This window comes from Pseudomonadota bacterium (assembly GCA_039033415.1).
Lineage (GTDB): Bacteria > Pseudomonadota > Gammaproteobacteria > Xanthomonadales > SZUA-38 > JANQOZ01.
Window position 1 is genome coordinate 230,680 of the sequence record JBCCCR010000005.1, and the last position, 14,586, is coordinate 245,265.

Here is a 14,586-nt window from a genome sequence, read left to right on the forward strand (position 1 = left end):
AAACAGGACCCTGCCGACATGGTCGGCGCCCCGGGCGTCCGGTTTACTGGCGGCCTTTCAACGTGAGCGCACTCAACATGCATCAAACAACGCGGCATTTTCTCAGCTTTGCTTTGACCCTCGCAGGGGCTATCGGACTGGCTGACGCCTCGGAAGTCGACTGGCAGGAGACGTTCGAGCCAACGCAGCTCCGTGATGACTTCTCGACCCTGTACCGCGGGCTTAAGAGCGCCCACGCCGATCTCTATGCTCATCGAGACAAGACGGCCTACGACGAGCTCTACGATACGATGTCAGCGGGTTTTACCCAGCCCCGAACGCGGCTGGAAACACAGCTGGCCTTCCAGCGTTTCGCCGCCTACGGCAACGTAGCCCATGCACGAATCGAGTTTCCCACCGCGGCGTTTGACGATTTCCGTGGCCGCGGCGGGCGCACGTTCCCGATCTATCTACGCATTGTGGACGGCGTTTCGTACGTCGGCGAAAACTACTCGGGTAATCAAGGCATCAAGGCCGGCGACGAAATCGTCGCGATCAACGATCAGCCGATGTCGGCCTGGCTGGCGCGTACCGGCGAGCTGATTTCGGCTGATACGCCCTATATCGCCCATTCGCTGCAGGAATTCACCTTTCCGCGCGAGCTCTGGGCGGTCGCCGGTGAGATCGACCAATTCGAGCTCACCCTTCGGCGCGACGGCAAGTTGGAACAGGCAACGGTCAAAGCCACCACGCGCGAAGCCCAGCAAAAGGTTGCTGCCGATCTTGAGGAGGCTTTTGCGCTCGACAGCAATGAACGCAGTCACCGGATGGTTAGCCCAAACATCGGCTACCTGCGGCCCGGTCCGTTCTACAACGCGGAGCAACCCAACCAAGCGTGGGACAACACGGCTTTTGGTGTATTCATTGATCAAGCCTTCGAGAGCCTCATCGCCGACGGAGCACAGCAGCTCATCATCGACCTGCGGGAGAACCCGGGGGGCGACAATTCGTTCAGCGACCTGATGCTGGCCTGGATCGCTGATGAACCCTTCCGCTTTTGCTCGGCTTTTTTGATTCGCTCCAGCGATGAAGCGGCGGCGTCAAACGCCAACCGACTGGAACAGCAGGCAGGCGCGGTGGAAAGCGTCTCGACGCTGTTTGCCAAGCAGTATGCCGCCGTGCCGAGGGGAGAGTCGTTTGGGTTCGACATCCCCTATGCGCAGCCCCGCGAGGGACAACGGTTTACCGGAAGGGTCTTCGCGCTGATCAATCGGCACAGCTATTCCAATGCCGTCAACGTGGCAGCGATCATCCAGGATTACAACCTGGGCATTATCGCCGGCGAAAAGACCTCGGACATGGCCACCACCTATGGCGCCATGGAACAGTTCACGCTGCCAAACACCGGCATTGAGGTGGGCTTTCCCAAGGCGCACATCATCCGTCCATCCGGGGAGCGGCGGTCGGACGGCGTAACACCTGACTGGGTCATCCGTTCACCGATTGTCGCGAGGCACGACGACGAAGTGTTAAGAGCGCTAATCGCCAGAATCCAAGCGGATTGATGTTAGGCCGTTGAGCCACGATGATACGGCGTCGAGTTTTTCGACGCTGAAGCGGACAAAACCTAAATTGTGATTCTGGCACCTTGGCGTTCCCCTGTTGCTCGCGCCCTGCACCGCAATCGCGCCCTGCCCGCCGCACGCTACCTTCAGCTGGCGACGGTGCGGGGAAACGGTTTGCCGGCGAATCGTACGATTGTGTTTCGGGGCTTTGTGGCCGAGCCGTTCAATAAGGGTGATCAGTTTGGGAACTCCCTTCAGTTCATCACCGATCGCCGCAGCGAAAAGATTCCAGAGCTCCAGCAAAATCCGGCAGCGGAAGCTTGCTGGTACTTTCCCAAGACCCGGGAGCAGTTCCGCCTGTCGGGGTCTGTGGAACTTGTCATGGCAGCGGGCGGAACCGCCCCTGCAAATCCGCTGGAAGCTCTGCGGGTGCAGCTGTGGCAGTCCATCTCAGACAGCGCGCGTAGCCAGTTCACCTGGCCATACCCGGCGAAAGCCCGGGCGGAACAAGAGGCCTTCGAGCTGGACCCTCCCGACAGCCGTCGTCCGCTAGAGGACTTTGCGGCGCTGCTGCTGACGCCGGATCAGGTTGATCACCTGGAGCTTCGCGGTGAACCGCAAAGCCGGACTCGTTACTGGCTGGACCCTCATGGTCAGTGGCTGACTGAGTCTGTGAATCCTTAGACGACTCACCCCGGGCGCCACGCGTGCCGACCAGGGGTTTGGCCCGGCACCGCCAGCAAGGCGGCGCCGGGCCTCCGCCGATCAACAGTCCGATGATCAGGCAGCGGAGTGGCCCTCGCGGTAAACCGTGTAATCGAGGTTTCGCGGCTGCTGCGTCGAAAAGGACAGCAGCGCAAGAAGCTGAAAGTAGAGGCTGTGCGAAACCCCTTTGAGGTGTTCGAACTCGAAGGCTTTCAGGGAAATGCTGAGTATGGCAAACACCGTCGCCGCAATACTGATCAGGAGCAGTAGCCGCGCGAGCTGCATCAGGTGTCGCTGGCGGTCACTCGGGTCCAGGTAGGGATCCAGCTTTTTCCCGTGTATCTGCAGGAACAGGGCACCCATGAAGCCCAGATTCATCGCTGTGATAATCGCGACGTTCCAATAGCCGCCGAACCAGTCGTAGCCGAACTGATTGACGTACGGCACAAACGCTAGCAGCAGCAGATAGACAACGCCGGCGACAACGAGAAGCCCGCGAGGAATCACGTCCAGCATGCGGCGGGGCGTTAGCTGCGCGGTTCGGGTTGAGGCGCTATCGCGCATAAGCTGCAGCTCAGAGCGTCGACTGACTTCCCAGAACACCAGCGGGAGGTATTGGAGCAGGCCGTACCAGATCGCAATAGCGTGGTCCCAAGCGCCGTCGCGCGGCGTGCCGAGAAGAACGGCCAGGATGATCAGTCCGATACACCCGACCACGGTGTTGGCGGTGAGAAATCGCCGCTGGACCCGCGCATAGTGTTTCGGCGGAAACGGATAAAGCCGCGGATATTCAGACGGCGGATAATCTCGCTGTACGGCGCGCATGTTGCTGACGCTTTTGCGTGCCATCCAGCCGGAAATCAGAACAATCTGGCAAAAAAAGGCGAGACAAAATAACGGTTGATTGTGCATATCAGTGTCCTAACGAGGTTGCTTCATGACTTGGCTGAAGCCAATGCGGATTTCGGATTCGGTGGCACCCATTTCGCGAAGCCTGCTGACCGTTTTTGTGAGCTGATCCAGGACCAGCGTGGCGATATCGAGGCTGTCCTCGATACTCGCCTGAGGATGAACAAACGTTCCTCGGACCCCTCTTGCCTGTATCAGGCGATCCCGTTCCAGCAGACGATAGGCCTTCGCCACCGTCTTGCTGTTCAGATCGAGGTCATTAGCCAGCTGGCGAATGGAAGGCAGCGGATCACCGGGCTTCTTGTGGCCCCGCTCAATCACGCTTTTCAGCTGAGCAATGAGCTGCGCGTAGAGCGGCTCGGGGCTTTCAAGATCAATTGTGATGTCCATTTCAGCGGCGCACCATATGTACCATGTGTGGTAATGGTACACATATCCTCTGAAAATGCAATTCAACAGCAGATCATTGGTCGAAGTGCTGGCACGCAAGCGCAAGGCTCTCGCAACATCGCCAACCAAAACTGAAGCCGCGACTCGCGTCGCAATCAGGTAGGATAGCGGCCGGCAAAAAACAGCCTTGCGGCTGTCACGACCCAACACAGGAGTTCTGTTCCCTTGGAATTAACAGGCAAAATCATCCAGGTGCTGCCGGAGCAGTCCGGCACGTCTCAGCGGGGGCCCTGGCGAAAGCAGGAATACGTCATCGAAATGCCGGGCGACTACCCCAAGCAGGTCTGCTTTATGGCCTGGGGCGACAAGATTGATGAGTTTGGGATTCAGGAAGGCCAGGAGCTGACGGTGCACTTCGACCTGCAAAGCCGTGAGTACAACGGCCGCTGGTACACCGACGTCAAAGCCTGGCGGATCCAGTCAGGAGACGAGCAGGGTCAGGACGGTCCACCGCCGGCCGAGGCCAGCCAGCCTTATGAGCCGCGCAGCGAAACGCCACCCGACTTCGACGACGACGTCCCCTTTTGAAGCAGGCGACGGATGTTCGCGGCTCAGCCGGTGAGCTGTTCCAACCTCGATAGCAAACGGTCATTGAGCAGCGACGGATTCACCAGGTGAAGGAAGTGACTCTGACCGATAAGTACTTGGGCATTGAAGCGAGGCATAACCTGTCGAATCTGCTCAACGTTGGTTGGGACGCCATCTGAGTTCAGCGCCCAGACAGGTTTGCTAAAGCCGGTGACAGCTGCCGCAGGGTCGTCGCTGGCGAACGCTGCGGACGCGGCAATCGCCTGGTCGCGGTGGGTGCTGGACATCTGCGTGAAAATCCATCGCCGCAGATCTGGATCAGCGTTTTCAGGCAGCAAGAACGACATCGATTGCTCGACGCGACCGACAAAGTCTTTTTTCAGCGCAGCCAGCGAGGCGTTGATCCGTTCCTCGGTAGGTGCAGGCAGGCCGAGGTTCTGAAAGGTATCAAACCCCACAATGCCGAGGAGCCGTTCCTCGAGCCGGGGGGCTACGTGACAGGCGACGCGGCCTCCCGCGGAGTGCACCACCAGCACCAGCGGCCCGGGAAATCGAGCTGCCACCGCCAGCACGTCTTCAGCGAATGCGGTAACGGTGTGCTGCTGGCGAGGACCCGACTGACCGTGACCCGCCAGATCCATCGCGGCAAATCGATACCTCCGGCTGATCGGCCCAAACTGTGGCCCAAAGAATGTGTGGTTGCAGCTCCAGCCATGGACAAACAGCACCGTGACCGCACCCTCGCCGCCGTATCGGTAAAAGATGGGTGTACCGTCGGAAGAGGTTGCGACAGCCTCCGTCATTTCGGGCCATGGCTCCCCCACCGGTGGGCCGGGTCCTATTGACCTTGCACGCGCTAAGCCGATCCCTGACAGCGGGAGCGCCACGATCCCCGGCAGCGACGCGAGCAGCCGCCGACGCTGGTTAAAACTCATGCCTTCCACTCCAGGCGGTTCAACGGGCAGGCATCATGCCAGCAGAGTTTGGGCGATCTCCATGGCGGCGCGTTCGCCGGTTTCCATGGCCGCTTCCATTCCCAGCTCGAGCTGGCGGAGATGCTCTCCGGCAAAATGTACCCGGCCGTGAGGCTTGCTCATTGCGTTGACCCAGGCGTTGACGCGACCGACCGGCAGCTCAAAGCTGCAGCCACCGGCGTTGGCTCCCTGTGCCCAGGAGTGAACGCCGATCACCTCCAGCTTGCCGGCAGCTGAAGGACGGATACGCTCAATTTCCTTGAGGGCAAAGCGGCCTCGTTCGTCAGGCGGCATGGCGTCCAGGAATGCCGCCTTCTCGGCAGAGCAGATGGCGCTCATCAGCTCGCGGGAGCCATCCGGCTTAATTTGCTGCCGAACGTACTGCAGCGGTCCGTCGGTCCACATGGAGGCACCCAGACCGTCCTCTTCCCAGTAGGGGGCTTTCACCCGCAGCCAGATCTGGCTTTGATTGTTGTAGGGCATCTGGTCAACCGCTTCCGCCTGAGCGCCTTTCAGCGGCGGATCGAAGGAGACTTTGCGCAGGCTGCTGAACGGCAGCGCGCTCAGTACAAAGCCGGCGTTGACGGTCGAGCCGTCAGCCAGCGTCACGGTATTTATGTTGCTGCTTTGCTCAACAGATACCACGCGGCTGCCCAGCCGCACGCTGTCGCCCAGCTCAGCAGCCATGGCGTCGGTCAAACGCGTTGTCCCGCCGACGATGTGTGACGAGATAATCGAGGCGATCTCGTACTGATCCAGCGTCTTACGTTGCTCCGGGGTCACGCGATTGATCTCAACGCGCCCGCGCGTGGTTTCCTGCAGCATGCGTAGCACGCTTTTTTCGTGCATCGGGCTGCGGCCGCTCGACTCATACATCAAACGTATCGCCTCTTTCGAGGCTCCCTGACGTTTGAGCCAGTCCGTGATGGAGATGTCGTACTCGGCAGCTTCGGGGCCACGCCAGTCGTCCAATTCGGTAAACGGCGAGCGTTTACCGATGTAGAAGCTAAACAGCGTGTGCGGCGGCACCTCGCGCTCATCGCCTTCCGTCAGGTTGAGCGGCGATTCCGCCCATTGCTCAGCGTCGACCAGCTTGCCTCCAATCACCGGCGTGTATGGCGCGTTGACGTGCGAACCCGGACCAAGCTCGATGTTGAGTCGACGACACATATCCAGGATCCGAGCGTAGCTCCCGCCGATCTGAGACGCGCCGAGGTCGGGAGACTGAAACCAATCCCTGGCGGTCAGGCAGCGCCCGCCCACGCGATCGTTTGCCTCGAGCACCTGCACCGAGGCGCCGAGCTCCTGCAGCAGCATGGCAGCATAAAGCCCCGACAGTCCCGCACCGAGCACCGCAACGTCGACCTTTTGCGTCTCCGCGCGCACGCGTCCGCCCAGCCCAACACCGGCCAATGCTCCAGCGCCGGCCGCCAGAAAGTCTCTGCGCTTCAGCGTTTTCGCGACGCCATTTGGATCCCGGTTGCCCATCAGCCTCCCTCCCGTTTAATCTGCTGGCGTGCTGCTTCGAGCACGACTGGGGTCGCTTCACACTAATGGATCACAACCCACTCGGCAAAGGACGGGCATCGGCAATCGATGATTTAATGGCGATCGTGCGCCCGACGTTGCGCGGACAGGTTCACGCGGCTGCCGCGCTGCAGTGGCTTGCTTGATGACGTCACAATCCTGGGATTACATCATTATCGGAGCGGGTTCCGCCGGTTGTGTACTGGCCAATCGCCTCTCGGAGGATCCCAAGATACGAGTCTTGCTCATGGAGGCGGGCGGCGAAAATAACGCTTACGCCATTCGCATTCCGGCGGGCATTGCCTCCGCCATTTTCCAGGACCGGTACAACTGGAAATACCCGGCGGTCGCAGACCCTACCCGAGCGGATTTGGTCGACAGCTGGTCGGGGGGCAGAGGGCTTGGCGGCTCAAGCAGCATCAACGGGATGTTGTTTATGCGGGGTGCCAGAGCGGACTACGATGGCTGGCATGAGCTTGGCTGCGAGGGCTGGGATTACGAGTCTCTGTTGCCCCACTTCAAGGCCATCGAGTCGTTCGAGGGTGGCGCGGATCATTTTCGAGGCGGCAACGGACCACTCTGCGTGAGCTATCCCGCCGAAAAACCGGCGCTGGTAGACCGCTGGATCGAGGCTGCCAAGAACGCCGGACATCCATTTAACCCCGACTACAACGGCGAGGCAACGCTGGGCGTTGGAGTCACACAGGCATCGATCAAGAACGGCCGACGCCACTGCGCGGCGGAGGCGTTTCTCAACCCGGCCCGGGGCCGTCCCAATCTCACCATCCGCAACCGCTGCCAGGCCACCCGAATTATTTTCAACGGCGAACGGGCATGCGGCGTAGAGTACCTTCGTGGCGGCCATATGGATCAGGCCCACTGCACTGGCGAGGTCATCCTCTCGAGCGGAGCGATCGGCTCCCCCGGGCTGCTGATGCGCAGCGGCATTGGCCCGGCAGCAAGTCTGTCGGAGCTGGATATCCCGGTAGTTCACGACAGCAGCGACGTTGGCGCCAACCTGATGGAACACCCAGGCATTTACGTCAAAGCGTTTACTCATCTACCGAGCTTTAATCGCGCCGGGAGACCGCTACGGATGCCTTTTGTGCTCCTCAACTGGCTAATCCGCGGCCGCGGCGCCGCGGCGGTCGGTACAACGGTGGCCCAGCTCCTGGCTCGATCGTCCGATCGCGAACCGGCCCACGACCTGCAGATCTTGCTGAGCCTCGTGCACTTCGGTATCAACACCACCGGTGACGGCGTCAAGCTCAATTCGCGGGACGGCATTTCGATGGCCTGCTGTTTGATGCTGCCGAAGTCGCGCGGACGCGTTCGCCTGACGTCGGCTGATCCGAACGTGCCGCCGCAGGTACAGCACAGGATGTTCGAAGCTGAAGAGGATGTAGAGCGCCTTGCGCAGGCAGCAAAACAGGCGCTCAAGCTGCTGAACACCGCGCCGTTGGCGGACGTGATCGACGAGGTCGATTTCCCCCTTAGCCTCGAAGCACCGACCGGCGAATGGTACGACTTCGTGCGTCAGACGGCTTTTCGCGGCGATCATCCGTCGGGCACCTGTCGAATGGGCGCCGACGAGGCATCGGTCGTCGATCCTCGTTTGCGGGTCAGGGGCGTTGACGGCCTGCGCGTGGTTGATACATCCATCATTCCCATCATTCCACGGGCCAACACCAACGCAACAGCGCTGATGATTGCGGACAAAGCGGCGGCGATGATTCGGGAGGATCGTTCGTCAGCCTCGCCGTAGAAATGTCGTATGCTGGCCTTGCGTAAGTTCGAGAGGCCCTCTTGCCATGACAGCAGCACCTGATTCCACGTCGCGCCGTAGGGTCCTGACGGGTATCGCCGCCGGCCTGGCGACCACACCGTTCCGGAGCTTCGCCGGCGGGGGCGGCAAGCCGCTCGACGTGCTGGTGATCGGGGCCGGGCTGGCCGGTCTGAACAGCGCTCTGTTGCTGGAAGAACTCGGCGCATCGGTGCAGGTGATCGAAAGTCGCGCTCGAATCGGCGGACGACTGCACACGCTCTACGACCTCCCCGGGCACCCCGAAGTCGGGGGCAATACCATGGCCAGCGGGTACGCCAGAATGATTGATATGGCCCGCCGCCTGGACCTCAATCTGATCGACTACGCCCCACGCATCTTCGGCGCCCCGCCGCCGGCGCTCGTGATGGATGGGAAAATCCTCGAGCGCGCCCAATGGGCTAAGTCTGCGCGAAACCCTTTTCCCGAAGGCTTTCGAGACAAGATGCCATGGGAGCTGATTCCTGCTCGCACCCGAGGCAAAAATCCGCTCGGAGCTTCCACCGAGTGGCTCAGCGCCGACCGGCATTCGCTCGATATCCCGCTGCATGACTACTTTAAACAGCACGGACTGAGTGACGGCGAGATTCGCCTGGCCAACGACACGGCACCCTACTACGGCACCTCAGCCTGGGACGTTTCAGCATTGATGTACCTGTTCAACGAACGCTGGATTTCGGAGCAGATAAAGCTCGGTCCGGCGGCGTTTGCCGTTGAGGGTGGCAACCAACGTTTCACCGAGGCCATGGCCGGGCGACTCAAGGAGGAGGCTCGTCTCGAGCGTGAGGTGATGAGCATTGAGCAGACGACCGATGCCGTTCACGTCCGATGTCGAAACGGTGAGGCATACCGGGCCCGTTTTGTGGTCTGTTCTCTGCCCTTCTCCAAGGTTCGAGACCTTACGCTGACGCCAGCCCTGGAGGGTGAGCAACGGCGCGCGGTCAGAACCTTGAGCTACATGCGAAATACGTTAGTTTTTCTGCAGCCGCGAAAGTCCTTCTGGGAAGCGGATGAGCTGTCTCCGAGTATGTGGACCAACGGAGGCCTAGGGTCAGTCATGGCCCAACGCTTTGGCGACGACCCTGCTGAAGTCACGGGGCTGGTCGTCAATACCCGAGGCTGGGTGGCCGATCGATTAGATCGTATGGGGTCCAAAGCGGCGCAGGACTTTGCCGTGGCGGAAATCGAGCGACTCCGGCCTGCCGCCAAAGGTTCGCTTGAGGCCGTGGGTTTTCACTCCTGGTGGCTCGATCCACACAATGCCGGCGACTGGGCGATCTTCGCTCCGGGGCAGGTCAGCGACTTTGTGCCCACCATGGCGAAACCTCATGGTCGGCTGCATTTCTGCGGTGAGCATACGGCGCAGATGAATCGTGGTATGGAGGGCGCCATGGAATCTGGAGAGCGGGTTGCGATGGAGATTGCGCAGCAGCTCTAGAGGCCTCGAGTTTCGCGTCAGGTATCGGCAAAGGCCCTGCAACCTGACCCACACGCGAAGGGAGGAATTCCCGTTCGCGAAATTCACCGTCGTCTTCCTGCCGGCGAAAGCGCCTACCTAGAGCCGCGCGAGGCGGCAGTCATGCAAAAGTCTGATGACGCTATCACTTCACGACCAACATAGACGCTTTACAGCTTTTGTGTCGCGATGCTAATTTCATGAGCATGTTACATATTTTTAACATTAGGTAATGAGGGGACACAGGCACGGCTTGATCGTGGCTGACTACTAAAACGGTACACCCGGAGGGTCCAGACCATGTCCAGAGGTTTTAAGACTAGCGCTGTCGCGTTGGCGGTTTCTGCAGCGGGGCTAGCAGCCCCGGGAATAGCCTGGAGCCAGAGCAGCGCCCAGTCCGATGAAGAGTTTCTTGAGGAGCTCATCGTGACTGCCCGGAAAGTGGGGGAGTCCATTCAGGATATTCCGCTCAGCGTGCAGGCCTTCAGCGCGAAGTCGATCGAAAAACAGCAGATCGTCAACGTCGAAGACATCGTCAAATTCACGCCCGGCGTTGTCATTGCCAACGAGACGGGGAGCCGGCGGAACTCATCAATACGGTTCCGCGGGATCGAGCCGCCCAACAACGTGCAACGCCAGCTGCAGACCGCATCGTCTTTTATCGACGGCGTCTATCTGTCCGGCAGCAGCCAGTGGGTCTCCATGTTTGACTTGGAGCGGGTTGAGGTCGTCAAGGGTCCACAAAGCGCGTTCTTTGGTCGTTCGACATTTTCCGGCGCGATCAACTACATCACCAAAACACCGGGCAACGAGTTCACCGGTGACGTTCAGGCCATCGTGGGCGACAACGGACGCCAGGACGTGTGGGTGGCCGCCGAAGGTCCGCTGATCGAAGACAAGCTGTCTTTCCGTGTTTCGGGGCGCTACTACCGTTACGACGGAGCCTGGGATAACTCGCCACCACCCGGAGGAGCGCGGCCCGGCGAGGAGTTTGGCGATATCGGCGCGCGGGAAAGCGACACCGTCAGCCTGACGCTTTACGCAACGCCGACTGAAAATCTATCGATCAAATTTCGGTACCTGGATAACCAGGACGACGACGGACCGGCTAACCAATTCATCATTGCCGGTGAAAACAACAACTGTGGGCCCTTCAATGGAGGCTTTAGCAACTACTTCTGCGGGACCCTGAACGCTGGCCTGCTGACACGGGGCACCTCCATTGAAACCTCGAGTCTCGACGACACGAGATTTGCCGACGACCTTGGTTACGAGGTCGACAACGAATTTATGTCGCTCATCGCGGACTGGGACATCAACGGCTCGGGCTACACGTTGACGTCCGTATCTGGCTGGTATGAGGAATCTCTCAGCGATTACAAGGCCCAGATCCCCGACGAACTGGACGTTTTTGCGTCGTGGGATGATGAGTCGTTCTCGCAGGAACTGCGCCTGACGTCTCCGCAGGACCGGCGCTTCCGGTGGATGGTCGGCGCCTATTACCTTGACCTGGAGTATTTCCAGGGCGGGCAGGCTGGCTTCCCCAGCCCCGGACCTCAAGGACCGTTCTCTCTGGGCCAGCCCAGGGGCGCCCCCGGACTCTTTGGCGTCAACCCCCAAGCCATGGAGGCCATAGAGAACAAGGCGATTTTCGGCAGCATCGGCTTTGATATCACCGATCAGCTCACGCTCAGCGTTGAGCTGCGGCGGGAAGAGGAAACCCTGGATATCGCCAGCTCGGTGATCCAGGAAGCCATGCCGCTGGACTCCAGCACCGACGAACTGGCCATCGCAACCGCGCAGCAGTTCGGCGGCGCTGAGCTTCCGCTGTCGGGCGAGTTCGATGCCACCCTTCCCAGGGTGATCCTGGACTATAGGCTGTCCGAAAACACGATGGTTTACGGCAGCTATTCCGAAGGCAACAATCCGGGCGGCTTCAACACCGAGGTCATCCAGCTTGAGCCCACGGTGGCGTTGCCGGCATTCCAGGCCGACAACCCAGGTATCGGTTACAACATTGCGCAAGCGGAGCTGGAGTCAATCGAGGTGGGTTTTAAACACTCGCTTGCCAACGGCCGAGGCTTCATCAATGGCGCGGCCTACTTCATGGACTGGACCAATCAGCGCTTCGGCAATTTCCAGCGGGACGTAGACAGCAACGGTGACGGTCGTTTTGTTGCCGGCTCAGACCGGCTTGGTCAGCAGATCGATTTTCAGGGTAACGGCAGCACGGATATCTGGGGGGTTGAGTTCGCAGGCAGCTACGCCTTTAACGAAAACTGGGCCGTCAGCGGGGGCTACAACTACACCAAGACCGACATCCAGGAGTTTCTGGATGGGCAATCCACCCGGGTACTTGGCAGTCCAGATGCCAGTGGCAGAGAAGTCGCCCAGTCGCCGAATCACACCGGCAATATCGGCGTGGACTGGACCATGCCGGCTGGCGAGATCTTCGGCCAGCGTGGTGGCGAGTGGTTTGCCAGGCTGGACTCCTGGTATCAGTCGGAAGCCTACACCTGGGTGATCAACCTGGCCGAAACCGAGGCGGCGTGGCTGCACAATCTGCGAGGCGGCTGGCGCAACGATCGCTACAGCGTTACGTTCTGGATTGAGAATCTGCTCGACGACGATCCGGTGCTCGCCTCCCGTCGCACCACCGGCAGCTTCCTGACAGGCACCCTGGGGTACTTTGTATCCCTGCCGGAACCGCGTACTTATGGTCTGACGGTCACCGCACGCTTCGGGCAGTAAGCGCACCCGATCAATCACTGACTTAAGGGGCAGCGGCGTTCAAACGTCGCTGCCTTTTTTATCTCCGTCAAACCTCCACTCAGGGAGGAATCAGCATGAAGTCTTTTTTGTACCTTCCGCTGCTTATCGCCGCCGCAGCGCCGGCGTTTGCCCAGCACCCACCCTCCGTCACGCAGTGCGGCGAACCTTCTGCCGGCACCATTACCTACGAGGCCATCGTCAACAAATACGCCGACCCCGACTCAAAGTTTGCGGTGCTCGAGGGTCTGGACGGAATCAATACCCACTACAAAGATGAAGGCAGCGGGCCAGCCGTATTGCTGGTACACAGCTCCTCCGGCGATTTGAAAGACTACGACCACTGGGTGGCAAGACTCAAAGACCGTTATCGGGTTGTGCGATTAGACCTGCCGGCTTTCGGCCTGACCGGCGCTGTGCCCAGCGGCAACTATTCGATTGACCGTTACCTGATGCTGGTCGATGCGTTGATGGATCATTTGGACATCAAACAGTTTGCCATCGCCGGCACCTCCTACGGTGGCCTGGTTGCCTTCCGCTACGCCAGTACCCGCCCGGACCGCGTAACTGCGTTAGTTCTGCAAAACTCGGCGGGCGTTGAATACGGCGGCCGCCGCGGCACGAACGAACGCGCGCGCGATTTCTCGATGAGTTTCAAACCCCGAGCGGTTACGACGGATGGCTTCGAAAAGATGCTGAAGATCATGATCAATGATCCCGAGAAGGTCACGCCGGAGCTCGTCGCTCGCAAAACCGACTACGCCAACGTCATCGGCAGAGATTGCGAGTCGTTCGTCGCCGGCCGGCTCTACGAACGCGGCAATCCGGAACGGGTGTTGAGTCACGTCAGAGCTCCAGCGCTGGTGCTCTGGGGCGGCGACAGCAACGGACTGTCCGTGTCGACGGCTGATGCCTTTGGCGCGGCGTTGGTGAACGCACCGGTAGTTAAGAAGATCGTCTATGAAGGCGGCGGCCACTTCATCCACATCGAGCGCCCCGAGGAAACGGCCAAGGACGTGCGTGCTTTTTTGGATCAGCACCTGAACGGCTAACCCGACTCAATCCTCCTTCAGCTCGAAGTTGATAAAGAAGGGCATGGTCAGCCGACCATCCTCTTTGCCTTCGCCAAAGTATTGGTGGGATTTATGGGGGACCTGCGTATCAAACACGAGCAGGCGGTTGAATCGGTTGGCGATCACGTCCGTGATTTCATACTCGCCCGGGTTGGTTTCCTGATAGAACAGCGTTCCGCCGTCGAGCGGCGCGCGCGGAGTGAGGTAGACCAGACCTGCCAACCGATACAGCTGGGCGTCGCGGTGAACCCAGCTATCTCCGTCGCCGGCCAACGTCAGCTGAAACGAGCAGTTGCAGCGAAAATTGGTGGGCGGAAAGCGCAGCACGTCGCTCAAGACAAACGCCGTGAACTGCGTGACAAACTGCTCGTGGGTCGCGTGCAGCGACGGCCCACGGGATCCAGGCCAGGATTCCTGGGTCCCGTGGCGTGCGTTAAACGCCTCGCAGTCGAGAAATTCCTGGCTGAGCGCCCAGCGGCGAATCTCCCGCGGATCATCGAAGACCCGGTCTTTTACGACGGTCGGAAAAGGGCGAAGCTTATCGAGCTCGTCGGACATAGCACATTGTAACGCGTGGCACCCGTGGTACAGCAGGTAGCTAGCAGACTCAAGGGCATCCGACTAATCGCAACGCAAAAGCCGGATGTATCATCGGTCTGCTTACCGCAAATACTGGACGCGCTCGAAAGGCCAGACGTCTTGAAACCAAACGCTCAGCACCTCAGCGAGTTCCGCGTCGGCCAGCGCTCCATCCGTCCTCGTCCAGTAGAACACCGCTACGTCAAACCCAGGATCCTCAGCAGGTATGACGTAGACACAGCCCTCAACA

The 14,586-nt window shown here is 60.1% G+C and carries 12 protein-coding genes; 7 read left to right on the forward strand and 5 right to left on the reverse strand.

All coding sequences use genetic code 11. The features are described 5' to 3' along the window. The first annotated feature begins 77 nt into the window (after positions 1-77). Positions 78-1,544 (forward strand): S41 family peptidase, encoded by a 1,467-nt coding sequence (locus tag AAF358_05830; protein MEM7705051.1) that lies wholly within the window; start codon positions 78-80, stop codon positions 1,542-1,544. Positions 1,545-1,613: 69 nt separating this feature from the next. Continuing rightward, positions 1,614-2,228, forward strand: coding sequence for an Npun_F5749 family FMN-dependent PPOX-type flavoprotein (locus AAF358_05835; GenBank protein MEM7705052.1), 615 nt, complete (start codon positions 1,614-1,616; stop codon positions 2,226-2,228). Positions 2,229-2,324: 96 nt separating this feature from the next. Here the strand turns inward: AAF358_05835 and AAF358_05840 are convergent, their stop codons facing one another. Together AAF358_05840 and AAF358_05845 are read right to left on the reverse strand one after the other, a co-directional pair. Next, positions 2,325-3,161 carry a hypothetical protein gene (locus AAF358_05840; GenBank protein ID MEM7705053.1) on the reverse strand — a complete coding sequence of 279 codons (837 nt, stop codon included), beginning with the start codon at positions 3,159-3,161 and terminating at the stop codon, positions 2,325-2,327. 9 nt (positions 3,162-3,170) lie between these two features. Next, positions 3,171-3,755, reverse strand: a complete 585-nt coding sequence (locus AAF358_05845) for a GntR family transcriptional regulator (protein ID MEM7705054.1) — start codon at positions 3,753-3,755, stop codon at positions 3,171-3,173. 18 nt (positions 3,756-3,773) lie between these two features. Between AAF358_05845 and AAF358_05850 the strand changes: the two genes are divergently transcribed. Then, positions 3,774-4,136, forward strand: coding sequence for a DUF3127 domain-containing protein (locus AAF358_05850; protein MEM7705055.1), 363 nt, complete (start codon positions 3,774-3,776; stop codon positions 4,134-4,136). 23 nt (positions 4,137-4,159) lie between these two features. Here AAF358_05850 and AAF358_05855 read toward each other — a convergent pair whose 3' ends face one another. Further along, positions 4,160-5,071, reverse strand: coding sequence for an alpha/beta hydrolase (locus AAF358_05855; protein MEM7705056.1), 912 nt, complete (start codon positions 5,069-5,071; stop codon positions 4,160-4,162). 33 nt (positions 5,072-5,104) lie between these two features. Then, positions 5,105-6,598 (reverse strand): FAD-dependent oxidoreductase, encoded by a 1,494-nt coding sequence (locus tag AAF358_05860; GenBank protein MEM7705057.1) that lies wholly within the window; start codon positions 6,596-6,598, stop codon positions 5,105-5,107. Positions 6,599-6,782: 184 nt separating this feature from the next. On the opposite strand from AAF358_05860, the gene AAF358_05865 reads away from it, so the two are divergent. The 4 genes from AAF358_05865 to AAF358_05880 all read left to right on the forward strand — a co-directional run bounded on the left by AAF358_05865 (position 6,783) and on the right by AAF358_05880 (position 13,736). After that, on the forward strand, positions 6,783-8,402 hold the full coding sequence (locus tag AAF358_05865; protein ID MEM7705058.1) for a GMC family oxidoreductase N-terminal domain-containing protein: 1,620 nt from the start codon (positions 6,783-6,785) through the stop codon (positions 8,400-8,402). 46 nt (positions 8,403-8,448) lie between these two features. Continuing rightward, positions 8,449-9,897 (forward strand): FAD-dependent oxidoreductase, encoded by a 1,449-nt coding sequence (locus AAF358_05870; GenBank protein ID MEM7705059.1) that lies wholly within the window; start codon positions 8,449-8,451, stop codon positions 9,895-9,897. A gap of 318 nt (positions 9,898-10,215) precedes the next feature. Beyond that, positions 10,216-12,666 (forward strand): TonB-dependent receptor, encoded by a 2,451-nt coding sequence (locus AAF358_05875; protein MEM7705060.1) that lies wholly within the window; start codon positions 10,216-10,218, stop codon positions 12,664-12,666. A gap of 95 nt (positions 12,667-12,761) precedes the next feature. After that, positions 12,762-13,736: an alpha/beta hydrolase gene (locus AAF358_05880; protein ID MEM7705061.1), complete on the forward strand. Its 975-nt coding sequence runs from the start codon at positions 12,762-12,764 to the stop codon at positions 13,734-13,736. 6 nt (positions 13,737-13,742) lie between these two features. Here AAF358_05880 and AAF358_05885 read toward each other — a convergent pair whose 3' ends face one another. Continuing rightward, positions 13,743-14,315, reverse strand: a complete 573-nt coding sequence (locus AAF358_05885; protein ID MEM7705062.1) for a hypothetical protein — start codon at positions 14,313-14,315, stop codon at positions 13,743-13,745. Between the last annotated feature and the right edge of the window lie 271 nt (positions 14,316-14,586).

Coding starts and splice junctions, on each gene's coding strand:
- AAF358_05865 (MEM7705058.1), top strand. CDS start 6,783: ATGACGTCACAATCCTGGGATTACATCATTATCGGAGCGGGTTCCGCC.
- AAF358_05880 (MEM7705061.1), top strand. CDS start 12,762: ATGAAGTCTTTTTTGTACCTTCCGCTGCTTATCGCCGCCGCAGCGCCG.
- AAF358_05875 (MEM7705060.1), top strand. CDS start 10,216: ATGTCCAGAGGTTTTAAGACTAGCGCTGTCGCGTTGGCGGTTTCTGCA.
- AAF358_05885 (MEM7705062.1), bottom strand. CDS start 14,315: ATGTCCGACGAGCTCGATAAGCTTCGCCCTTTTCCGACCGTCGTAAAA.
- AAF358_05840 (MEM7705053.1), bottom strand. CDS start 3,161: ATGCACAATCAACCGTTATTTTGTCTCGCCTTTTTTTGCCAGATTGTT.
- AAF358_05870 (MEM7705059.1), top strand. CDS start 8,449: ATGACAGCAGCACCTGATTCCACGTCGCGCCGTAGGGTCCTGACGGGT.
- AAF358_05855 (MEM7705056.1), bottom strand. CDS start 5,071: ATGAGTTTTAACCAGCGTCGGCGGCTGCTCGCGTCGCTGCCGGGGATC.
- AAF358_05860 (MEM7705057.1), bottom strand. CDS start 6,598: ATGGGCAACCGGGATCCAAATGGCGTCGCGAAAACGCTGAAGCGCAGA.
- AAF358_05830 (MEM7705051.1), top strand. CDS start 78: ATGCATCAAACAACGCGGCATTTTCTCAGCTTTGCTTTGACCCTCGCA.